Below are 22164 nucleotides of genomic sequence, written 5' to 3'. Positions count from 1 at the left end.
ACAATCTAAAATATTTTGCAAAAAATGAGAAAACTGGCGCTACATTGGCAAATTTTACTAGGAATGGTATTTGGAGTATTATTTGCTTTTTTATTGATACAATTTGAATGGGGTAAAGATTTAATCGTTGATTGGGTAAAACCCTTCGGAACTATCTTTATCAACTTATTAAAATTAATAGCTGTACCTTTAATTTTAGCGTCATTAATCAAAGGAATTTCTGATTTAAAAGATATTTCTAAATTATCTAAAATGGGTGGAAGAACCATAGGTTTGTATGTTTTAACAACAATTTTTGCGGTTTCTATAGGATTAGTAGTGGTAAATCTTATCAAACCAGGGAGTTATATTTCAGAAAAAACCAGAACTGAATTAGTAGCTAATTATACAGCTGATGCCAATTCTAAAATTGAAGCTGCTGCAAAGCAAAGTGAAGTTGGTCCATTACAATCCTTAATCGATATTGTGCCAGATAATATTGTGAAAGCCTCTTCAGATAATGGTAATATGTTGCAAGTAATTTTCTTCGCAGTGATATTTGGAATCGCCATGATTTTAATTCCAGAAGAAAAATCAAAACCAGTTAAAGATTTTTTCGATAGCTTTAATGAAGTTATTTTAAAAATGATTGATTTAATCATGTTGTTTTCTCCGTTTGGAGTTTTCGCATTATTAGCCGCAATTGTTGCCGAATCGCCAAGTTTGGATTTATTTAAAGCACTTGGTATGTATGGTTTAACGGTTCTTTTAGGATTGTGTCTAATGATTGGGGTTTATTTGTTAATTGTTAGAGTATTTACAAATAGAAGCCCAAAATTCTTTTTCAACGGAATTTCTCCAGCGCAATTATTAGCTTTTTCCACAAGTTCTAGTGCTGCAACTTTACCCGTTACTATGGAAAGAACTGTTGATAATTTAGGTGTAGATGATGAAGTAGCCAGTTTTGTTTTACCAATTGGTGCAACTATAAACATGGACGGTACAAGTTTGTATCAAGCAGTAGCTGCCGTATTTATTGCGCAGTCTTTTGGAATGGATTTAAATTTTGCAACCCAATTAGGTATTATTGTTACCGCAACTTTGGCTTCTATTGGTAGTGCAGCTGTTCCTGGAGCTGGTATGGTAATGCTTGTAATTGTATTAGCACAAGCAGGTATTCCTGAAGCTGGTTTGGCCTTAATTTTTGCTATCGACAGACCATTAGATATGTGTAGAACAACCGTAAATGTTACAGGTGATGCAGCGGTTTCCATGATTGTAGCAAAATCAGTTAATAAATTAGCATAAAATGGATAATTTTCATTGGACAAAACTTTTTAATCCAGAGTTTTACATAACAATGGAAGTTGGTGGAATTCCTATTGGGATTTACATGGTGCTATTTATTGTTTTCGCAGAGACAGGATTATTTGCAGGTTTCTTTTTACCAGGCGATAGCTTGCTATTTCTTTCGGGAATTTACAGTAGGGAATTGGTAGAAACTTTTTTTATGATTCCAAGTGATTTGTCTAATGTTACCATTTTATCCTTATTAATTGCTACTGCCGCTACGCTAGGTAATATTTTTGGATATTGGTTTGGTGCCACTAGTGGTCAGTTTTTATACAATAAACAAGATAGTTTCTTTTTCAAAAAGAAATATTTGTACGAATCGCAAGCTTTCTTCGAAAAACACGGAGGTAAAGCCATCATATTTGCTCGTTTTCTTCCAATTGTGAGAACATTTGTGCCAATTATAGCCGGAATTGTTCACATGGAAAAAAGTAAATTCATGCTTTATAATGTGTTAAGTTCTTTGCTTTGGTCTTTTCTTTTAGTATTTGCAGGACATTATTTATACGGGTTCTTTAATGAAGAATTTGGTATCGATTTAAAAAAACACATCGAAACGATTATCTTAATATTAATTGCGATAACTTCTTTTCCTTTAATAATGAAGGCAATTAAAGCTAAAAGAAAATCTCAAAATTAATTTTTAGCACTTAATAAGTTGTCTAGTTCTTGTTCAATTTTTTTTGAATCAGGAGAAGAAGCTTTTGAATTCGAAATCTCTCCATTTTTATTTAATAATACATAACGGGGAATAAAATCAATTGCTAGATTTTTTAAATATTCAGAGGTCTTTGGATTAATGATAACATAGCTATTTTCTAGTAATTTCTCATATTGATTAGCTTTTTTCCAAGCCTCAAAATTTGAATCTGTAGATAAGTATAAAAAAACCACTTCTTTTTCCTCATATTGCTCATGAAGTTTTCTTGAACTTGGAAGTGCAGCTCTACAAGGAGCACACCAACTCGCCCAAAAATCTATATATATTATCTTTCCTTTGTTAGCATCAATCACTGCTGATAATGTAGTCGCTTTTTTATTTTCGTCGTATAAAATAACGTCAGTGGTGTTTTGTTTTAAAGCTTCAATATCTACTAAAAATGCTTTTTCAAAACCTTCAATTAATATTTTGTCGTTGGAGTGTTTTTTAAATAGTGTAATGTAAGTTGATAATTTTTGAGGATCTGATTTTGCAATTCGATTTAAATAAACAAACAATAAATATTCTTTTGCTTTTGAAGAAAACAAATTTGATTCTTCAATTTTTTTAAAACCATCTTCATAATCATCATATTGCATACTAACATCTTTAGTTTTGGTTTTGTTATTTGCCGTTTTTAATTCAAAATCTTTAATCTCTTTTTCGTATTTCTTTATTTTGAACTCGTTTTTAACATACAGCTCTAAGAAATAACGATATGATTTTAACCAAATTAATTCTTCTTTTTTAAGATTGATTTTATAATCAGAAAAATTTGTTTTTGTGTCTGTGTTTAAGGTATAAAAAGTGATGTAATTCAATTGCGTTTCAAAAGTTTCCTTTGAAATTTTACCCGAATTCAAAGCATCTTCTAGTTTTGTTTTTGAATTTTGAATAAAGTTGCTCAATTCAGTTTTATATTCTTTTTCTTCTTTTGAATTTCGACTTCTTTTATTGGTTTGAAAAAAGCCAAAATTATCAATTGGAAAACTTAAATTTAATTCGTGTTCTAGGTTCAAATCAAATGATTTTACTTCACGATTTAATATATTAAAATTCGGAAATCCATTCTCGTAATCAATTTCTACTATATCATTTGCGTATAAAATCACTCTCGAACTTTTATTCAATTCTTTCCAATTATGGATTAAAAAAATCTTATCTGATTCAATATTAAGTTGTATTGTGTCGTTTTTTTCTTTGTTATTTGGTAAAAGATATGTTTCTCTGTATGAATTGTATTCTGAATAATTTATCAACGAATTCATTCTTTTAAATCCTGAAGTTTCTTCAAAGTGATAACTACTTTTTTTAAAAATTAAAATGATTTTGTTTTGTCCAATTAATAAAGATGAGAAAAATAGGGTAGCTGTTAGTAAATATAATTTCATTTTTAGATTTTAGTTATATAACGATATTTCATTATAAAAGTATATAATGCTATTTAAATAAAAATATTTTTTTCTACTTAATATGTAATTTTTATTTTAACATAAAAATATTTTATCTTTTTTATTAAATATATAAATAAAAATTTATATAATATTTTTTAGAGATTTGCATCATAAATCTTAAAATAAATAGATATGACTAGAATTACGGTAGCAAAAGGAGATGGAATTGGTCCAGAAATTATGGATGCCACTCTTGAGATTATTAAAGCAGCTGGAGCCAAAATTGAAATCGATGAGATTGAAGTTGGTGAGAAAGTGTATTTAGCAGGAAACACTTCAGGAATATCAGATGAGTCTTGGGATATTATTAGAAGAAATAAAGTTTTTCTAAAAGCTCCAATTACAACACCTCAAGGAGGAGGATACAAGAGTTTAAATGTAACCACTAGAAAATTTTTGGGTTTATATTCTAATGTAAGACCTTGTATGAGTTTACATCCATTTGTAGAAACAAAGCATCCTAATATGGATATTGTAATTATTAGGGAAAATGAAGAAGATTTGTATGCCGGAATTGAACATCAACAAACAGATGAAGTGGTGCAATGTTTGAAACTAATAAGTAGACCAGGTTGTGAAAAAATTATAAGATATGCTTTTGAATATGCAAAAGTGTATGGTAGAAAAAAAGTAACGTGTTTTACTAAAGATAATATCATGAAGCAAACAGATGGGTTATTCCATCAAGTTTTTGACGAAATTGCAAAGGAATATCCAGAGATTGAAAACGAACATTGGATTATTGATATTGGAGCAGCAAAAATGGCCGATACACCAGAGGTTTTTGATGTAATTGTAACTTTAAATCTTTATGGTGATGTCTTGTCTGATATAGCGGCACAAATAGCAGGTTCTGTTGGATTAGCGGGTTCCGCAAATATTGGAGAAGAATGTGCTATGTTTGAAGCTATTCATGGATCAGCCCCAAGACGTGCTGGCCAAAATTTAGCCAATCCTTCAGGTTTGTTAGGAGGTGCAATTATGATGTTAAATCACATAGGACAAGGTGAAGTAGCAGAAAAAGTACAAAATGCATGGTTAAAAACTATTGAAGATGGAATTCATACATATGACATCTATAAAGAAGGAATTAGTAAAGAAAAAGTAGGGACTAAAGAGTTTGCTCAAGCCGTAATTTCCAACTTAGGAAAAACACCTTCAAAACTTAAACCTGTTTCTTATGCAAAAGAAACAACTCTAAATCTTCCAAAATATGTGAAGAAACCTAAAAAGAACAAAGAGTTAGTTGGAGTTGATTTATTCGTTCACTGGGAAGGTACTAATCCAAATGAATTAGCAGCAATAATGCAAAGTATAAATTCTGAGAACAAACACTTAACCATGATTACTAATCGAGGAATTAAAGTGTGGCCAAATGGTTTCGAAGAAACATATTGTACGGATCATTGGCGTTGTAGATTTAAACCTACAAATGGAAAATTAATGTTTAAAAACGGAATTATAGCTTTGTTATCAAGAGCTTTAGATGCTAAAATTGATGTTATAAAAACAGAAAACTTATATGAGTTTGATGAAGTTCCGGGATATTCATTAGGTCAAGGGCAGTAATTTTATACCAATTATTTACATAAAAAGTTTACTGATTTAATTCGGTAAACTTTTTTTATTTTTTCCAACTTCAAATTTTAGAATTGATAGGTAACTAAAAACAAATTCTTACATTTACTTTTTAAAAATACACCATGCAACTGAGTTATTGGGAAATAAAAAATTGGTTTTCAAACATTGATTTTACTATAGTAGGTAGTGGAATTGTAGGTTTACATACAGCACTAGCATTACGAGAAAGATTTCCATCTGCAAAAATTTTAATTCTCGAAAAAGGTATTTTACCTCAAGGTGCAAGTACTAAAAATGCAGGTTTTGCCTGTTTTGGAAGTATTTCGGAAATCATAGACGATTTAAAAACACATACCGAAGAAGAAGTAATACAACTTGTTCAAAAACGATATGCAGGTTTGCAATTACTCCGAAAAAATCTTGGCGACTCAATTATCGATTTGAAACCTTATGGTGGATATGAATTATTTTTAAAAGAAGATGAATCGTTTTATGCCGAATGTATTCAAAAAATCCCTTTCATTAATGATATTATAAGACCGCTTTTCAAAACCGATGTTTTTGCTAAAGAGCTAGATCGATTTAATTTTGGAGGCATTTTTGAAAATTTGATTTTTAATCCGTTTGAAGCCCAAATCGATACGGGTAATATGATGCAAGCTTTGCTAAAAAAAGCGCATCAAAGCGATATATTAATTTTAAACTCTCAAACCGTAACAAGTTTTCAAGAAGTAAACGATAGTGTTGAGGTAGAAACGAATGAAATTACCTTTAAAACCAATAAATTATTATTTACTACAAACGGCTTTGCATCGCAATTAACAAACAACCAAGTAAAGCCAGCTAGAGCGCAAGTTTTGATAACTAAACCTATTCCAAATTTAGATATTAAAGGCACTTTTCATTTAGATAAAGGCTATTTTTATTTTAGAAATATAAACGATAGAATTCTATTTGGTGGCGGAAGAAACTTAGATTTTGAAGGTGAAACTACCACTTCTCATGATACAACCGAATTGATTCAGAATCGTTTGGAAGAATTATTAAAAAAGGTAATTTTGCCACATCATGAATTCGAAATTGAACACCGATGGAGTGGCACTATGGGTGTGGGAATTCATAAAAAACCAATAGTGGAACAACTTTCAAGCCATGTCTATTGTGGAGTTCGCATGGGCGGAATGGGAGTTGCCATAGGCAGTTTAGTCGGACAAGAATTAGCAGATTTGATTTAAAATGGCAAAAAAAACTACTACGAAAAATAAAGCACCAAAAACACAAGCAAAAAAAAGAACAACAGGTCAAAAGATTTTACGTTTCTTTTGGTTGCTATTTTTATGGTTTAACATCATTAGTTTTTCGGTGGTGTTGCTTTTTAAATTTGTTCCGGTTCCATTTACACCATTAATGGGAATTCGCGCTTTAGAACATAATGCAGCTGGGAAAGATATGATGTGTAGCCACGATTGGGTGCCCATAGACGAAATTTCTTTAAATCTACAAAAAGCGGTTATTGCCAGTGAAGACGGACGTTTTTTAGAACATTGGGGTTTTGATTTTGAAGCCATGCAAAAGGCGTTTAAAAACAATCAAAAAGGAAAACGTTTAAAAGGAGGAAGTACCATATCTCAACAAACGGCAAAAAATGTTTTTCTTTGGCAAGGTAGAAGTTACCTTCGTAAAGGATTGGAAGCCTATTACACGGTTTTAATTGAATTAATTTGGGGTAAAAAACGCATCATGGAAGTCTATTTGAATAGTATTGAAATGGGAGATGGTATTTATGGAGCTGAAGCAGCTGCAAAATATTGGTTTCGAAAAGATGCGGCTACATTAACACGCTATGAAGCAGCTGGTATTGCAGCAATATTACCTAATCCAAGAAGGTTTAAAGCTTCAAATTCATCTTCTTATATTAATAGAAGAAAAGCTAAAATTAGTAAAGAAATTGGCTTCGTAAAACTCGAATATTAATTCATTCAGAAAGAAAATTAGAGGTTTTAAAAAGTTTATTCAAGATTTTTGGTGAGTTTCTACTATTTTTATGGTTTAATCTCAATTTTGAAAAGTAAATTTCTACATTTTATATTCTTTTTGTTTGTTGTCCAAATTTGGGCACAAGATCCTGTTACCATTCATTTAACCGATAAAGAAGGTTTACCCGATTATGAAATTTATGACGTATTAGAAGATTCTAATGGCTACATATGGATAGCTGCAAATAAAGGATTGTTTCGATATGACGGAAAAGTCTACACTTTGTTTTCACATCCTCAAAAAAGAGGATTGTCGGTTTTTGGATTACTTCAGGATAGTAAAGGTAGAATTTGGTGCAATAATATTTCGGGGCAGTTTTTTTATATTTATAATGAAAAGATGTCCCTTTTTGTAGACTTAAAAGATCAAATTAATGGTAAATTATCGGAATTTAAAATACTTCATAACGAACTAATCGCTTTAACAGAAAATGGTATTTACAAACAATCAATTGATGCAAAGTCAGGGAATTTTTTTAAAGATGAAGAAGTAGCTTCTGTTTATTATCATTCACCATTTTTTTTTAATAATCAATTCTATTTTATTCATGCTAATAATGTTAGGAAGTTAAATGATACTAAAATTAGCGATGGATTGCCTATAAATTTTCAAGGAAAAGCCATAAATAAATTTTGTTATCTCAATGTAAATGGAAAAATTTTATGCGTTTACAATGATGTTTCTTCTCATGTTTTAGAATACAAAAACAATAAGTATTTAAGTGTAAATCTTAAAGAGCTTACAGATAAAAATATCAATAAATTACTAAATATTGATAATGAAATTTGGATTTGTACTGCATCTGGAGTTTATATTTATCAAATAATTAAAGATGATTTAGTTTTTAAAAGAAGTTTTCTAGAAAATGAAGTTGTTACCAATGTTTTAAAAGATAAAAATCAGAATTATTGGATAGCTACTTTACAAAACGGAATATTTGTTATTCCAAACATAAATATTTTAAAATTAAATGACCTGAATGATTTAAAAATCACCGATTTAGAAAGAATTAACAGTCAATTTATTTTGTTTGGTACTTTTGATGGAAAATTAGGTTGGATAGATACACATAATTTTAAAACACAACTTTTTGAGTTGCCATCAAATTCTAAAGTAACAAAATTGTTGTTTGATGAAGTTAGAAATGTAGTCTATGTGAGTCAAGATAAAGCGGGACATGTATGGGATTTGAAAAAGAGAAAATTGTATAATTTTTCACAAATTTTTGCAGCAAAAACACTTTCAATTCAAAAAAACAATCTTCTATACGGGACGTATAACAATGCCCAAATGATTAATTTACCAACTAATCATAATCTGTCATCAGAAAAAATTCATCAATTGAGTAAACCTTCATATAGTTCAACCAATATTCAATATGCTTTTCAAGATTTAAGAAAAAAACGTTCTTACACATCGGCATTTAACGATGATTCATTTTATATGGGGTATGTGGATGGGCTTTTTAAGCAAGAAAAGGCAAACTTAACAGAAATAAAATTTCAAAATCATTCTATTTTTTCAGTTGATTTAGTGATTGATTACGATAAAAACGCGTGGATTTCCACCTTTGAAGACGGTCTTCTTAAAATTGAAAAAGGAAATAAAATTCAAAACTATTCTATTAAAAATGGACTCTTATCTAATTATTTAGGTAAATTAAAAGTAGATCAAGATAAAATTTGGATTGCGACAGATAATGGCTTGCAACTTTTTGACATGCAAACTCAAAAATTCCAAAATTTATTAAAGAGTGATGGTTTAGAAACTTATGATTTTGTTGATATTGAAATTACAAATGAAAATGTAATAATTGCATCAAAAAAAGGAGTTTATTTATTAGACAAAAAGTATTGTTTTAAAGAATATAAAACACCAGATGTTTTTATTACTTCGGTAGAAGTAAATAATGAAAAAATAGCCAATAAGAAAAAATTGGTTTTGGATTATGATTCAAATTCTTTAAAAATCGCATTTAATGTAACAGGTTTTCAAAAGGAAGCGTTTATTAATTATCAATATCGTTTGCATTCTAATGACAATTGGCAAACATTAGATAACGGACTCAACTTTGTTAAATATAATAGTTTACCATCCGGAGATTATTCATTTGAAGTTAGAGCTATAAATAAAAATAGTGTTGCCTCAAAAAGCCAAACGATTTCAATTGAGATTAATTCTCCTTTTTGGCAAAAATGGTGGTTTTATCTAGTGCTTTCGTTGATTACGGTAGCCATTAGTTGGTTTTTGTTTTATTACAATTCGTTAAAAAAGCAACAAAAGCAAGAACAAATAGTAAAACAAGCCAAATCAGAGCGGGAATTGTTGTTTTCTCAACTTGAGAATTTAAGGTCTCAAATGAATCCACATTTTATATTTAATGCCTTGAATTCTATTCAAGAATATATCATGTCGAATGAAAAAGATATGGCAAGTACCTATCTTGTAAAATTTTCACGATTAATACGATTGTATTTAAATCAAAGTCGAAATCAAGAAGTACTTTTAAAAGATGAAGTTGAAGCATTAAAATTGTATTTAGAATTAGAAAAAGATCGATTTGAAGACACTTTAAATTACAGTATTGATATAGAGTCTAATCTGCTTCACAAAACTATCTTTGTTCCTTCTTTATTTATTCAGCCTTATGTAGAAAATGCAATTAAACACGGTCTTTTACATAAAGTTAACGACAGAAAATTATCAGTTCAATTTAAACAATCTGATGCTAAGCTAATTTGTATTATTGATGATAATGGAGTAGGAAGAAAAGAAGCAGAAAACTATAAAAAAGGAAGAGTTGAACAGCACAATTCATTTGCTACAACAGCCAATCAAAAAAGAGTAGTTTTACTTAATAGAATGCGCAAAAATAAAATATCAGTAGCAATTATTGATAAAGTAAATAGTAATAATGAGGCACTTGGCACACAAGTAATCATAGAAATTCCATTTGATAATGAAAGCAGTAATCATTGATGACGAGTTAAAATCCAGAAAGTTAATTCAGGTTTTAATAGAAGAAAATTGTTCTGAAATAATGGAAATATTTCAAGCTTCAGATCTCGAAAGTGGTGTAGCAATTATTAAAGAACATCAACCCGATATCGTTTTTTTAGACATTGAAATGCCTAAACATTCTGGGTTGCAAATTTTAGAATTTTTTAATCCAAACGAAGTTGCATTTCAAATCATTTTTATAACAGCATATAATGATTATGCACTTCAAGCATTTAAGTTAGCGGCAGTTGATTATTTGTTAAAACCTATTGATAAATCCGAGTTTATACAAGCGGTTCAAAAAGCTAAAACGTTGTTAGAAAGTGAAAAAGTGAATCAAAAATTAGAAGATTTAAAAAAAGCATTTCAACAACTATCATTAAATAAAATGGCATTGGAAATCCCAAAAGGGATAATGTTTGTATCCCATGATGATATTCTATTTTTTGAAGCTGATGGTATGTATACCAAAGTTTATTTAAAAGGAAATGAAAGTCAATTAATTTGCAAACCTCTGAAGCATTTTGCAGATCAATTAGAAACTAAAACGATTTTTTATAAACCGCATCGTTCTTATTTGATAAACATGAAGTATCTAAAAGAATTGTCTAAAAATGATGGAGTTTATCTTATAATGGAAAACAATAAATCAATTCCGTTGGCAAAAGAAAAGCGAGAAGAGTTCATGAAATTAATTCATGAAGTTTTTTAATCTTCCATTCAGAAAAAAAATGTAACTATTCAGAAAGAAATACTATTTTTTTCTTCTTATTGAAGTCAACTTTGTTTCATAAAATATATTATTATGAAACTAAAATTACTTTTTACATTACTTCTTGCAAGTTTTTTTACTTTGGCACAAGTGCCAACAAACGGATTGGTTAAAGAATATTTATTTACAGGAGGAAGTTTAGCATCAACAGTTCAAACTCCGCTTCAAGCAGGCACGGTTAATTTAATTTCAAATGGTTCTTCAGTAAATGATAATGATCGATTTCAAAATAGTTTGCCAGTAAATGCAAATGCAAAAAACTTAAACGGATCAATTTTATACTGTGGAAGTACAGCATCTGCAAATGTTCAAAATTATGCTTTTAGTTTTTGGATGAAAGCAGATGAAAATGATGGTTATGCTAGAAATATTTTACATCAATTACAAGTTCCTGGTACAGGAAATGGGAATGTAGGTAGTTTCATTACATTAGTAGCTGGAAGACTTCAGTTTCAAACTTATGTGAAATATAATCCTAATTCTGCTGTTAGTAATCATTTATGGAACAGTTATCCTACTCCTTTTAATTACTTTTCAAATAGCCCATATCAATGGCATCATATTGTTCTTAATGTTGAAACAACCCTTAATGAAACACCTAATGGTTCAGATACAACTTATGAACTGATTGTTAATCAAAAAGTATATATAGATAATTATTTAGAAAGTAATATTACAAATAATGTAGTAGCAACTCTTCCAACAGGTACTTTTACTTATCAAGTCTTAGATCCATCAAAAGGACTAATTATTGGAAATCAAAGTACCGTTTCTTCACCTTTATTACAATATAGAGATGTAATAGACGATATTAGGTACTATGAAACAAGTCTGTCAGAATCAGATGTAGATGCTTTATTTCATGAAAATGTTACTCCAGGCCCTATCTATGTTGATGCATCAGCAACAGGTACTATGTCGGGTAACTCTTGGTCAAATGCATATACTACATTATGGGATGCAATTGTTTTAAATCCATTTAAAAAAGAAGTTTGGGTAAAAGCAGGTACTTACAAATTTCCTGGGCAACAATATCAAGGATTTGAGTTTTTATCTCATGGTAAGTTTTATGGCGGTTTTGATGGAACTGAAACGAGTTTAAATCAAAGAAATCCTGAAACAAATATAACGGTAATAAGTGGTGATACAAACGGAAATGACTCTACAAATCCAAATGATATTATTTACAATCATTTCACGAGAAACGATAATAAATATCATACTATCATTTTAGATGATGGAGTACATGAATTACTAATTGATGGATTTACAATTTCTGGAGGAAATGCTAATGGTACAATAATGACAACCGGAAGCAATCAATTTTACAGAACTAGGGGTGGTGCCATACAGGTATTAGGTAAAAATATTAGTGAAAATATTTCAGCCACTTTCAGAAATTGTATTTTTCAACATAACACAGGTTTTGAAACAGGAGTATTTGGGGTGTATTATAATTCAAATGCTCCACAGGTTTCATATGATGTAAATTTTGAAAATTGTATATTTAAAAATAATCATTCAAATAGTGGTAGTGCTATTTTACACGTTGGATCAATATCGAATCAATGGGTAGGCAAAGGAGAAATCGTAAACTGTTTATTTCATGATAACGTTTCTGTAAATGGTCCGGCAGCTGTTTATCTTTTTGCAAGTACTGCTGGTGGAGGCCCAACACAACTTGGATTAGATGTAAATATTGTTAATTCAACTTTTTCAAAAAATAGAGGAGGAATAATTTCGGGTGGACCAAATCAGGTATTGCGTTTTGATAATGCTAGTAATTGTGGATTTTATAATAATATATTATTTGGAAACGCAACAAATGGAAATCAATCTTCTATTCAAACATTTTATTCGCCTAATATTTCACAATATCCTACTATGAATGCAAATATTACAGAAGGATATTCATCTGGAACTAACGTAAATGTGAATCCGCTTTTTAATACTGATTTTACACTCCAATCAAGTTCTCCAGCAATAAATTCGGGAAATAACACTTATTTATCATCATTGTACGCAACAGATTTGTCAGGGAACAATCGTTTTGTAGGAACTGTTGACAAAGGAGCTTATGAATATGATGCAGCATTGTCAAATTCAGATTTTAATTTATCTAATGATTTTATTGTCTATCCAAATCCGGTTTCAGAAACATTATACATTCAAACGGAAGAAAAAATTAAAAAAATAACGTTGTATTCATTAGATGGGAGAAAACTAATTGAAAATTATTCAAATTCTATTCATGTTAAAGAGTTACCATCAGGAATATTTCTAGTTACCATTGAAACTGAAAATGATAAGATTAATAATCAAAGAATTATTAAGAAATAACCTGTATTTTAAAGTATTGTTCAATTTGAATTCATAATTATTTTATAAATGAATTATTTAAATGAATCCTGATACGTTCAGGATTTTTTTATTAAATCAATCTCTTTTTTCCATTTAGAAAAAAAACACCCCCTTTCAGAAAAAATTCATCATTTAAATTATGATTTACTATAATCTTTACACTATAAATTTATTATTATGAAACTAAAATTACTTTTTACATTACTTCTTGCAAGTTTTTTTACTTTGGCGCAAGTGCCAACAAACGGATTGGTTAAAGAATATGATTTTACATATGGTTCTGGAAATCAATATCTTAATTCAAATATTCAATCAAGTTTACAATCAGGTTTAGTAGATTTGATTAAAAGTGGTTCAAATGCTGCTTTTACAGATGATAGAAACAATAATATAAATAGTGCTCTACAATTAAATGGAGATTACTTATATTCAGGTGGAACGGAACAAACATATGTAAACGCATATACAATTAGCTTTTGGATAAAATCTACAACTATAGATAATGCAAATTCTAAATTTATCATTCATCAAAAAGGAAATTCACCAGTAAGAGGTCTTATCGTTGAATTATACAACGGACAATTACAATTTTATAATGTATTTGGGTATGGTAATACTTCAATTACAGATGTAAATACGGTTTATGTTACTTCAAGTATTAATGTGGCAGATGGGAATTGGCATCATGTAGTATGTGCAGTAAATTCAACTGCTTCAAGCACTGTTTTTGCTCCATATGTTGCATGGACAATAAATTATTATTCTAAAATGTATATAGATAATTATTTAGTTGGAAATGCAAATCAAACAGTTGTGCCGTCATATACAAATGGTCAATTAGTTAGAGAGGCTATAAATAGAATGCAACCTTTTTATATTGGAAGTTATCCAGGAAATACAAACCCATTACAAAAATATACAGATCAAATTGATCAAGTAAAATATTATGAAAGAGAATTATCAGTTGCAGAAATTGGTGAATTGTATTATGAAGAACATCCTCAATCTCCTATTTATGTTGATGTAAATGCATCGGGAAACAATGATGGTACTTCATGGGCAAATGCATACACAAACTTACAATTGGCAATTACTAACAACCCTTTTAGAGATGATATTTGGGTAGCGCAAGGTATCTACACACCATTTGGAAGTGGAAGAAATTCAACTTTTTTAATTGATAAAAAAACTAAAATTTATGGCGGATTCAATGGTACTGAAACTACATTAGAACAACGAAATTTTAGAAACAACCTGACTATTTTAAATGGCGATGTAAATGGAAACGATAATTCTAATATAAATCCATCTGAAGCTACTCGTTCCGAAAATTTATATCATATTGTAACAGTAAAAGGCGATCCTAGGATTGTTGTAATAGATGGGTTTTATTTATCTGGAGCAAATGCTAATGGTACAACTTTAACATCAGGAACTGCTTCTGCACAATATTTACACAATAGAGGAGGTGCTTTGTTTTTACATTCTTATTTACAAAATACTGAAGTAGATTTAAATGTTTCAAATTGTGTTTTTGAAAAAAATTCGGCAACAGATACTTCGGTTTTTTCAAATTGGTATTCTACAGGTGTTAACAGTATGTATCAAAACATCTATTTTACAAGTTGCATCTTCAAAAATAATTATGCTACACAAAATGCTCATGTACTTTTTTTAAGTTCGGGGGGATATGCTCAAATGACAACAGGTAAAATTATTAATTGCTTGCTACATGATAACACAACTATAAATGGCCCTGCAGGTCTCTACTTTTTTGCAAGTACTGCAAATGGAGGAAATGGAAGTAGCATGTCTTGCCAAATATTAAATACTACAATTTCAAATAATTCTGGAATTAATGGGAGTGTAATACGAGTTGATAATACCAATAATGTTCATGCGAGAAATTCAATTATTTGGGGTAATGGTTCTAATACTCCTATAACAAAAAATAATGCTATATTTTCTTGTATCTATTCAAACATTGAGCAAGGAGCACAAAATGGTGGCAGTAATACAGATCCTCTATTAGATTCTAATTATAAATTAACATCTTTATCGGTCGCAATTAATACAGGTATAAACTCAAATTTACCAGCCGAAATTACAACAGATTTAGCAGGTAATAATAGGTTTGTAGACACAGATGTTGATTTAGGAGCTTATGAATTTGATGCGGCATTGTCAAATTCAGATTTTAATTCAACAAAAGCATTTACAATATATCCAAACCCAACAAATGGCGATTTATATATTCAATCTGATGATGAAATAGCAAAAGTGATTTTGTATTCGTTAGACGGAAGAGTGCTTTTAGAAACTCAAAATACCTATTTACAAATTCATGATTTACCATCAGGCCTTTACATAGTATCTTTGGAAAATAATGTTGGAAAAAAATCAATTCAAAAAATCGTTAAAAAATAAGATAATGAAAAGTATTTTAATTGTTGTTTATTTCTCAATTGTAGGAATAAATGTAGTTAATATTAATTACGCAGATGCCACTTTAAACGAAATAAACATTGAAAGTAGTTTTTCGTTAATTAATGACACTAAAGATAAAATATCAATTCATACAGGTACAGGTTTTGTGTCTTTAAATAAAGGTTCAAAAACCAGTATTGGATGTAACGTTGGAAAAGAAGTTCGATGGGCAAATGAAGGTAAAAAAGGAGATGTTATTTTTAAAATTACTGCCGATATGTGTGGAAAAACATTGAAATTATCCGAATTAATGAAATAAATAAAATCAAAATATTTCAAAACCGAAAGCAAATCTTGTTTTCGGTTTTTTATTTTTATAGTAACATTTTATTTTAGTCTTCGACTAATAATAAAAAACTAAAAATTATGCAAGCACACGAAATAGATTACCATATTTATGGTGAAGAAATGCAATATGTTGAAATTGAGTTAGATCCGCAAGAGGTGGTTATTGCCGAAGCAGGAAGTTTTATGATGATGGACAACGGCATTAAAATGGAAACCATTTTTGGTGATGGAAGTAAACAAGAAGGAGGGATTTTTGGAAAATTATTATCAGCAGGGAAACGAGTTTTAACTGGTGAAAGTCTATTTATGACGGCCTATCAAAATATCGATATGGGGAAGCGTAAAGTCTCTTTTGCTTCACCCTATCCTGGAAAAATTGTAGCGATAGATTTAATGAAATATGGCGGAAAGTTTGTGTGCCAAAAAGATGCTTTTCTTTGTGCTGCAAAAGGAGTTTCCATTGGAATTGATTTTTCAAAAAAATTAGGCCGCGGTTTATTTGGTGGTGAAGGGTTTATTATGCAAAAATTGGAAGGAGATGGAATGGCATTTGTTCATGCAGGAGGTACATTAGCTCGAAAAGAACTTCAACCTGGCGAAGTATTAAAAGTAGATACAGGTTGTATTGTTGGATTCACAAAAGATGTTGATTATGATATTGAATTTGTAGGCGGAATTAAGAATACTATTTTTGGTGGTGAAGGTGTTTTCTTTGCTACCCTTCGAGGTCCTGGTGTAGCTTATATTCAATCATTGCCGTTTAGTCGTTTAGCTGATAGAGTTATTCAAGCAGCTCCTCAAATGGGAGGAAAAGATAAAGGGGAAGGTAGTTTATTAGGCGGACTTGGAAATCTTTTAGATGGAGATAATCGTTTTTAATTTGAATATTTAAATAAAAAAATCCCGAAAACTTTCATTTTTTCGGGATTTTTCATTTAAACCTAAATCCAATTATTTAAGGGTTGTGATGCCCATATTATACAATGTAAATACTTGCATATCCACATTTTCTTGTATCGATGCCGCTACTGATTTTCCAGCTCCGTGACCCGCATTTACATCAATACGAATTAAAACTGGGTTATCTCCAGCTTGTTTCGCTTGCAATTCAGCAGCAAATTTGAAACTGTGAGCCGGTACTACTCGGTCATCATGGTCTCCTGTTGTTACCATTGTTGCTGGATATTTCACACCTGCTTTTACGTTATGTACTGGTGAATATCCTTTAATGTATTCAAACATTTCTTTGCTTTGTTCCGATGTTCCGTAATCGTATGCCCAACCTGCTCCTGCAGTAAAGGTATGATAACGCAACATGTCTAATACTCCAACTGCAGGTAACGCCACTTTTACTAAATCTGGGCGTTGTGTCATTACGGCACCAACTAATAAACCACCATTAGAGCCTCCTTTTATCGCTAAATAATCAGAAGAAGTGTAGTTTTCCTTGATTAAATATTCAGCAGCAGCAATGAAATCATCAAAAACGTTTTGTTTTTGCAATTGCGTTCCTGCATCGTGCCATTTTTTACCATATTCACCACCACCGCGTAAATTCGCAACAGCGTAAACTCCGCCATTTTCTAACCAAACCGCGTTTGCAATACTAAATGATGGGGTTAAACTCACATTAAATCCTCCATATCCATAAAGGATGGTTGGATTTTTTCCGTTTAATTTGGTTCCTTTTTTATACGTAATAATCATCGGAACTTTTGTGCCATCTTTTGAAGTATAAAACACTTGTTTTGATTCGTAATCAGCTGAATTGAAATCCACTTTTGGTTTTTGATATACTGCTGATTTTCCGGTTTTTGGATCAAAAGTGTAAATAGTTCCTGGTGTTACATAATTCGTAAACGAAAAATATAAAGTAGTTTCTTTTTCTTTTCCACCAAAACCACCAGCTGTTCCAACACCTGGCAATTGAATATCACGCACTAATTTTCCGTTGTAATCATATTGTTTAATGAACGAAACCGCATCTTTCATATAACTTGCGAAAATATAACCACCACCAGTATTTGGCGACAATACATTTTCAGTTTCTGGAATACAATCTTTCCAGTTTTCTTTAGCTGGATTTGCTAAATCAAAAGTCACTACGCGTTTGTTTGGTGCTTTATAATTGGTGACTAAATAAATTTTAGAACCTTTGTTGTCTAAAACATCATTATCATTTTCGTAATTGTCAATTAACGTTTCGATTTTAGCATTAGGCTTTGATAAATCTAAATAGTATAATTCATTTCCAGAAGTTGAATTCGCTGCCGAAATAAATAAATACTTCTCATCTTCCGAAACATAACCACCAACATATCTTCTTTTTACATCGCCACCGAAAATTAATTTATCTGTTTTTTGTGAAGTATTTAATTTGTGATAATACAATTTGTGTTGGTCTGTTTTTGCTGATAATTCACTTCCAACAGGTTTATCATAGCTTGAATAATAAAAACCTTCGTTTTTGTACCAAGAAACGCCACTGAATTTTACATCTACAATGGTGTCGCCAATGATTTTCTTAGTTTTAGCTTCCATTACAATCACTTTTCTCCAATCACTACCGCCTTCTGAAATAGCATAAGCGACTAAACTTCCGTCTTTACTGAAATTTAATCCGCCTAGAGATGTAGTACCATCTTTTGAAAAGGTATTTGGATCTAAAAAAACTTCTTCTTTACCCGCTTTGTCTTTTCGGTACAAAACCGATTGATTTTGAAGTCCATTGTTTTTGTAGTAATAGGTAAAATCACCTTCTTTGAATGGAGCCGAAATTTTTTCGTAATTCCATAGTTGTTCCATTCTAGATTTAAGTTGATTTCTGTATGGAATTTGTTCTAAATAACCATACGTTACTACATTTTGTGCTTTTACCCATGCTTCCGTTTCTGCGCTTCGGTCGTCTTCTAACCAACGATAAGGGTCATTGATTTTTTCACCAAAATACGTGTCAACATGGTCGATTTTTTTTGTTTCAGGATAATTGATTTTTGTTTGTGCGTTCATAACAAGTGTACAAACAATAGCGGATACTGTTATTGTTTTTTTCATATTGTGTTTGTTGATTAAAACAAAGATATTCAATTGAATTCTAAAGATTTGTTAAAAAACAAAAACGACTGAAATTTCAGTCGTTTTTTATCTTAAAAATGAGCTATTTAGTTAATAGTTAACGGAAAATAAACTTCAGCATCTGTATTCCCTGCCGCATTTGTAATGTCTCCTTCTGCAACACCAACTGCGTTTTTGTTTGGTAAGTGTCTTAAAGTAACAGTTAATGTTCCTGTTGTTCCCGAAGCTCCTGCAACAAAAGTAAAATGTAAACCAACAGGATTTCCTTCAGAATCTAAATCGCTAGCACTATAGGTTATATTACCTAAAGCTCCACTTAAAAAATAAAATATTTGATGATCTAAATTTTCTTCTTCAATTTCTGCAGTTATATCTTCAAATGGATCTGCTAATTCGTTAGAGAAGGTTGTGGAACCTTGATAAGTTGTACCTGCAGTTAAGTTTCCAGAAACAGTCACAACTGGAGCATTAGGACCATCTCCATCTAAATCTCGAGAAGTTAATGTAATCACTTGCCCTCCACCAGTTAAGGTTGTGGTAACGGTTGTTATAACTTCTTCTTCATTTACTACTTCATCATCGTTTGAACAAGATGTTGAAAATAATACTGGTATTACTAATAGTACGATAAGTTTTAAATTTTTCATGTTTTGTTTTTTAATAATTAAATTTTAATTGAATTTGAACATTTCTACCCATTTCATCCGCATAAAAGCGTTGACGATTTAGGTAATCTCGATACGTTGTGTTCATTATGTTTTGAATACTAAATGAGGTGGTTAAGCTATTTCTTTTATTGATTTTAAATGTCATTTCGCTATACAAATGTAATAAATGATAGCCATTTGGTGGCGAACTTATATCAACTATTACCGGAGTTAGTATATTATTTACCACAATGTTAGTTTCAAAATTGTAATTCGGGAATTGATTTTGTCTGAAAACTGTTTCACTCTTTAATTCACCTACGAAATTAAACCAAGATTCGTTTTTGTATTGAATTTTATTATTAATGACAAATGGTGGCATATCAATCAAATACTCGTTAGTACTTAGATTTTGTCCGTTTACATAAGCCATTCCTAATTCGTGTGAAAAATGGTTGGAAATTTCCCATTTGGTATTGACATCAAAACCCGCTAACAAAGCTTCCGTTTGTTTGAATTCCCAAACTGGAAAAGCACCACGAATAGTAGTTTCAAAACCAGTAGGTTGCAAATAAATGAAGTTCGAAATTCGGTTAATAAACGGATTAATTTGGATACGAAACGATTTCCAATCTTTATTAAAAGTCGTATTGAATTTATACGCTTGCTCTTTTTCCAAACGTAAATCACCTAATTCAATTTGACCTGTTGAATGATGCAATCCATCGCTAAATAATTCGGACGGATTTGGATTTCGAGAAGCTAAACTCACATTCACTAACCATTCCATTTCATGATGAAATTGCTTTCTAAATCCGATATTTGCCGTAATATTATGATAATCAAAAGTAGGTTTCGTTAACCATTGATTGCCTTCTTCGCCCACAATAAAATGTGAAAATTCGGCATCATAGCCACGTTCTGTCCATCTTGATTTCAAATAATATTTTGTTGCTTCGATAGTCGAAAAATCATAACGAATTCCCGATTCTAACGAAGTCGCATTGTCGAATTTATAAACGGCAATTCCGTATAAACCAGCATCTAGTTTTTCATAACTCGGAATTAATGGACGAACACCTGTTTTTGGATTCGCAAAATTGTTTTGGTAACCCAAATTCAATCCCGATTTCAATCGCCAATTTCCAATATTTGTTTTGTAATCTGCTAAAAAAGTATGTGTTGCCAATTGTAAATCAAATGCGGCTTTGTCATTGTTAGCACTACTTCTTCTTACATCAAATTCTAAACGATTATTGAATTGAAACGCATATTGAAAATCAATCGAAGCGTTTTCGCTCAGCCATCTTTGGTAATTCACTTTTGCCAAATGATGTTGTACTTCTTGTTTTGGCGCATCAATCGAGTAGGTGAAAGGTTCAATTACGCTTGGTTGTTGTTTGTTGATGGAATTGTATAAATCATTTACATTTCCAATATGAGATGCTTTGATGATTCCAATTTGCGCATTGTAAAAACTGTACATCGCATTGAAATTATACTTTTCTTGAGCATAACGAATGCCACCCGAAAAATTTTGTTCGCGATTTCCCGAATTCGACAACATATAATCAGGCGTTTCTTTATCGCCTAAGTATTTGAAAGTTCCCAGAGCATTCCAACTCCACCCATAGCGATTTCCTTTTTGAAGACTTGAACTTAAGCTTCCACCCATTCCGTTTGAAGCTAAGTTGAGAATTGTTTTTCCAACCAAAGTGTCTTTTTTAATCAATTCAGGTTCGATGACTACAATTCCACCAATAGCATCACCACCATATTGCAAGGCAGAAGCGCCTTTAATCACAGTGATTTTTCCGGCTGAATTGATATCGAGATTTGGTGCGTGTTCGGTTCCCCATTGTTGGTCTTCTAATCGAACATTATTGTTGATAATTGGCACACGATTGCTATGCAAACCATTAATTATTGGTTTAACAATTGTACTTCCCGTTTTTAAAATAGAAACTCCAGAAACTTCTTTCAGGGCTTCACCCAAGGTTTGATTGCTAAATTTTTCAATGGTAGCGCTTTTCAAAACTTGTTCGTTGCTACTTTCGCTTTTTGAATTCGAAAGTTGTCGAATAGTAATATCATCTAACTTGGTAACATCTAATTTCAATTGACGATTGATAGTTAAATCGGTTGAAATTTCGATAGTTTCCTCAATAGCATGATAGCCTATAAACGAAATATAGAGTTTCTGTTTCCCTTTTGGAATGCCTGATAAAACATAACTTCCGTTTGCATCGGTTGAAGTTGTTTTATTAGCAATGTGTACGTGAGCATCTCTCAGTGGTAAGCCATTTTCATCCAAAATAACGCCAGTAATCGTAACTTGAGCGTATCCGAAAAAGCCAACCAAAAAGAAAAATAATATCGATAAGAATCGCATTTCTTTTAGTTTAAATGAACAACAACGTATCATTATTT

General features: G+C 30.8%; 15 protein-coding genes. 11 read left to right on the top strand and 4 right to left on the bottom strand.

Features of this window, described 5'->3' with window-relative positions; translation table 11 throughout:
- Window positions 1-24 precede the first annotated feature (24 nt).
- Both LOS86_RS12995 and LOS86_RS12990 read left to right on the top strand, forming a co-directional pair.
- On the top strand, window positions 25-1287 hold the full coding sequence (locus tag LOS86_RS12995) for a dicarboxylate/amino acid:cation symporter (RefSeq protein WP_231842502.1): 1263 nt from the start codon (window positions 25-27) through the stop codon (window positions 1285-1287).
- A 1-nt stretch (window position 1288) separates the two neighbouring features.
- Window positions 1289-1972 carry a VTT domain-containing protein gene (locus tag LOS86_RS12990; RefSeq protein ID WP_231842501.1) on the top strand — a complete coding sequence of 228 codons (684 nt, stop codon included), beginning with the start codon at window positions 1289-1291 and terminating at the stop codon, window positions 1970-1972.
- Here LOS86_RS12990 and LOS86_RS12985 read toward each other — a convergent pair.
- Complete coding sequence (locus LOS86_RS12985) at window positions 1969-3423, bottom strand: TlpA family protein disulfide reductase (RefSeq protein WP_231842500.1); 1455 nt, start codon at window positions 3421-3423, stop codon at window positions 1969-1971. The genes LOS86_RS12990 and LOS86_RS12985 overlap by 4 nt on opposite strands.
- 195 nt (window positions 3424-3618) lie before the next feature.
- Between LOS86_RS12985 and LOS86_RS12980 the strand changes: the two genes are divergently transcribed.
- From LOS86_RS12980 to LOS86_RS12940, 9 genes are all read left to right on the top strand, one after another.
- Entirely contained in the window at window positions 3619-5055 is a 1437-nt protein-coding gene (locus LOS86_RS12980) for an NADP-dependent isocitrate dehydrogenase (RefSeq protein ID WP_231842499.1), read from the top strand.
- Window positions 5056-5189: 134 nt separating this feature from the next.
- Window positions 5190-6302, top strand: coding sequence for an NAD(P)/FAD-dependent oxidoreductase (locus LOS86_RS12975; protein ID WP_231842498.1), 1113 nt, complete (start codon window positions 5190-5192; stop codon window positions 6300-6302).
- A 1-nt stretch (window position 6303) separates the two neighbouring features.
- A complete protein-coding gene (gene mtgA / locus LOS86_RS12970) occupies window positions 6304-7041 on the top strand; it encodes a monofunctional biosynthetic peptidoglycan transglycosylase (RefSeq protein ID WP_231842497.1) in 738 nt (245 codons plus the stop codon).
- A 120-nt stretch (window positions 7042-7161) separates the two neighbouring features.
- On the top strand, window positions 7162-10083 hold the full coding sequence (locus LOS86_RS12965; protein ID WP_231842496.1) for a sensor histidine kinase: 2922 nt from the start codon (window positions 7162-7164) through the stop codon (window positions 10081-10083).
- Window positions 10064-10816 carry a LytR/AlgR family response regulator transcription factor gene (locus tag LOS86_RS12960; protein WP_231842495.1) on the top strand — a complete coding sequence of 251 codons (753 nt, stop codon included), beginning with the start codon at window positions 10064-10066 and terminating at the stop codon, window positions 10814-10816. The genes LOS86_RS12965 and LOS86_RS12960 overlap by 20 nt, the downstream gene beginning before the upstream one ends.
- Window positions 10817-10909: 93 nt before the next feature.
- The gene (locus tag LOS86_RS12955) at window positions 10910-13216 is read left to right on the top strand and encodes a T9SS type A sorting domain-containing protein (protein WP_231842494.1); all 2307 of its coding nucleotides are present in this window, start codon (window positions 10910-10912) and stop codon (window positions 13214-13216) included.
- Between the two features lie 198 nt (window positions 13217-13414).
- Complete coding sequence (locus LOS86_RS12950) at window positions 13415-15664, top strand: T9SS type A sorting domain-containing protein (RefSeq protein WP_231842493.1); 2250 nt, start codon at window positions 13415-13417, stop codon at window positions 15662-15664.
- A gap of 4 nt (window positions 15665-15668) precedes the next feature.
- Window positions 15669-15983 carry a hypothetical protein gene (locus tag LOS86_RS12945; protein WP_231842492.1) on the top strand — a complete coding sequence of 105 codons (315 nt, stop codon included), beginning with the start codon at window positions 15669-15671 and terminating at the stop codon, window positions 15981-15983.
- Window positions 15984-16090: 107 nt separating this feature from the next.
- Window positions 16091-16891: a TIGR00266 family protein gene (locus tag LOS86_RS12940; RefSeq protein ID WP_231842491.1), complete on the top strand. Its 801-nt coding sequence runs from the start codon at window positions 16091-16093 to the stop codon at window positions 16889-16891.
- Between the two features lie 72 nt (window positions 16892-16963).
- Here the strand turns inward: LOS86_RS12940 and LOS86_RS12935 are convergent, their stop codons facing one another.
- The 3 genes from LOS86_RS12935 to LOS86_RS12925 form a co-directional block, all read right to left on the bottom strand.
- Window positions 16964-19066: a prolyl oligopeptidase family serine peptidase gene (locus LOS86_RS12935; RefSeq protein WP_231842490.1), complete on the bottom strand. Its 2103-nt coding sequence runs from the start codon at window positions 19064-19066 to the stop codon at window positions 16964-16966.
- 107 nt (window positions 19067-19173) lie between these two features.
- Window positions 19174-19734: a type 1 periplasmic binding fold superfamily protein gene (locus LOS86_RS12930; RefSeq protein ID WP_231842489.1), complete on the bottom strand. Its 561-nt coding sequence runs from the start codon at window positions 19732-19734 to the stop codon at window positions 19174-19176.
- Between the two features lie 10 nt (window positions 19735-19744).
- Window positions 19745-22126 carry a TonB-dependent receptor gene (locus LOS86_RS12925; RefSeq protein ID WP_231842488.1) on the bottom strand — a complete coding sequence of 794 codons (2382 nt, stop codon included), beginning with the start codon at window positions 22124-22126 and terminating at the stop codon, window positions 19745-19747.
- Window positions 22127-22164: the final 38 nt, after the last annotated feature.

The sequence above is a fragment of the Flavobacterium cyclinae genome (assembly GCF_021172145.1).
Lineage (GTDB): Bacteria > Bacteroidota > Bacteroidia > Flavobacteriales > Flavobacteriaceae > Flavobacterium > Flavobacterium cyclinae.
This window is presented reverse-complemented; position numbering and strand designations above follow the sequence as displayed.

What these genes read in the sequence shown, in the direction of transcription:
- LOS86_RS12995 (WP_231842502.1), top strand. Translation starts at nt 25, where the DNA reads ATGAGAAAACTGGCGCTACATTGGCAAATTTTACTAGGAATGGTATTT.
- LOS86_RS12945 (WP_231842492.1), top strand. Translation starts at nt 15,669, where the DNA reads ATGAAAAGTATTTTAATTGTTGTTTATTTCTCAATTGTAGGAATAAAT.
- LOS86_RS12975 (WP_231842498.1), top strand. Translation starts at nt 5,190, where the DNA reads ATGCAACTGAGTTATTGGGAAATAAAAAATTGGTTTTCAAACATTGAT.
- LOS86_RS12930 (WP_231842489.1), bottom strand. Translation starts at nt 19,734, where the DNA reads ATGAAAAATTTAAAACTTATCGTACTATTAGTAATACCAGTATTATTT.
- LOS86_RS12980 (WP_231842499.1), top strand. Translation starts at nt 3,619, where the DNA reads ATGACTAGAATTACGGTAGCAAAAGGAGATGGAATTGGTCCAGAAATT.
- LOS86_RS12985 (WP_231842500.1), bottom strand. Translation starts at nt 3,423, where the DNA reads ATGAAATTATATTTACTAACAGCTACCCTATTTTTCTCATCTTTATTA.
- LOS86_RS12990 (WP_231842501.1), top strand. Translation starts at nt 1,289, where the DNA reads ATGGATAATTTTCATTGGACAAAACTTTTTAATCCAGAGTTTTACATA.
- LOS86_RS12950 (WP_231842493.1), top strand. Translation starts at nt 13,415, where the DNA reads ATGAAACTAAAATTACTTTTTACATTACTTCTTGCAAGTTTTTTTACT.
- LOS86_RS12940 (WP_231842491.1), top strand. Translation starts at nt 16,091, where the DNA reads ATGCAAGCACACGAAATAGATTACCATATTTATGGTGAAGAAATGCAA.
- LOS86_RS12960 (WP_231842495.1), top strand. Translation starts at nt 10,064, where the DNA reads ATGAAAGCAGTAATCATTGATGACGAGTTAAAATCCAGAAAGTTAATT.
- LOS86_RS12955 (WP_231842494.1), top strand. Translation starts at nt 10,910, where the DNA reads ATGAAACTAAAATTACTTTTTACATTACTTCTTGCAAGTTTTTTTACT.
- LOS86_RS12925 (WP_231842488.1), bottom strand. Translation starts at nt 22,126, where the DNA reads ATGCGATTCTTATCGATATTATTTTTCTTTTTGGTTGGCTTTTTCGGA.
- LOS86_RS12935 (WP_231842490.1), bottom strand. Translation starts at nt 19,066, where the DNA reads ATGAAAAAAACAATAACAGTATCCGCTATTGTTTGTACACTTGTTATG.
- mtgA (WP_231842497.1), top strand. Translation starts at nt 6,304, where the DNA reads ATGGCAAAAAAAACTACTACGAAAAATAAAGCACCAAAAACACAAGCA.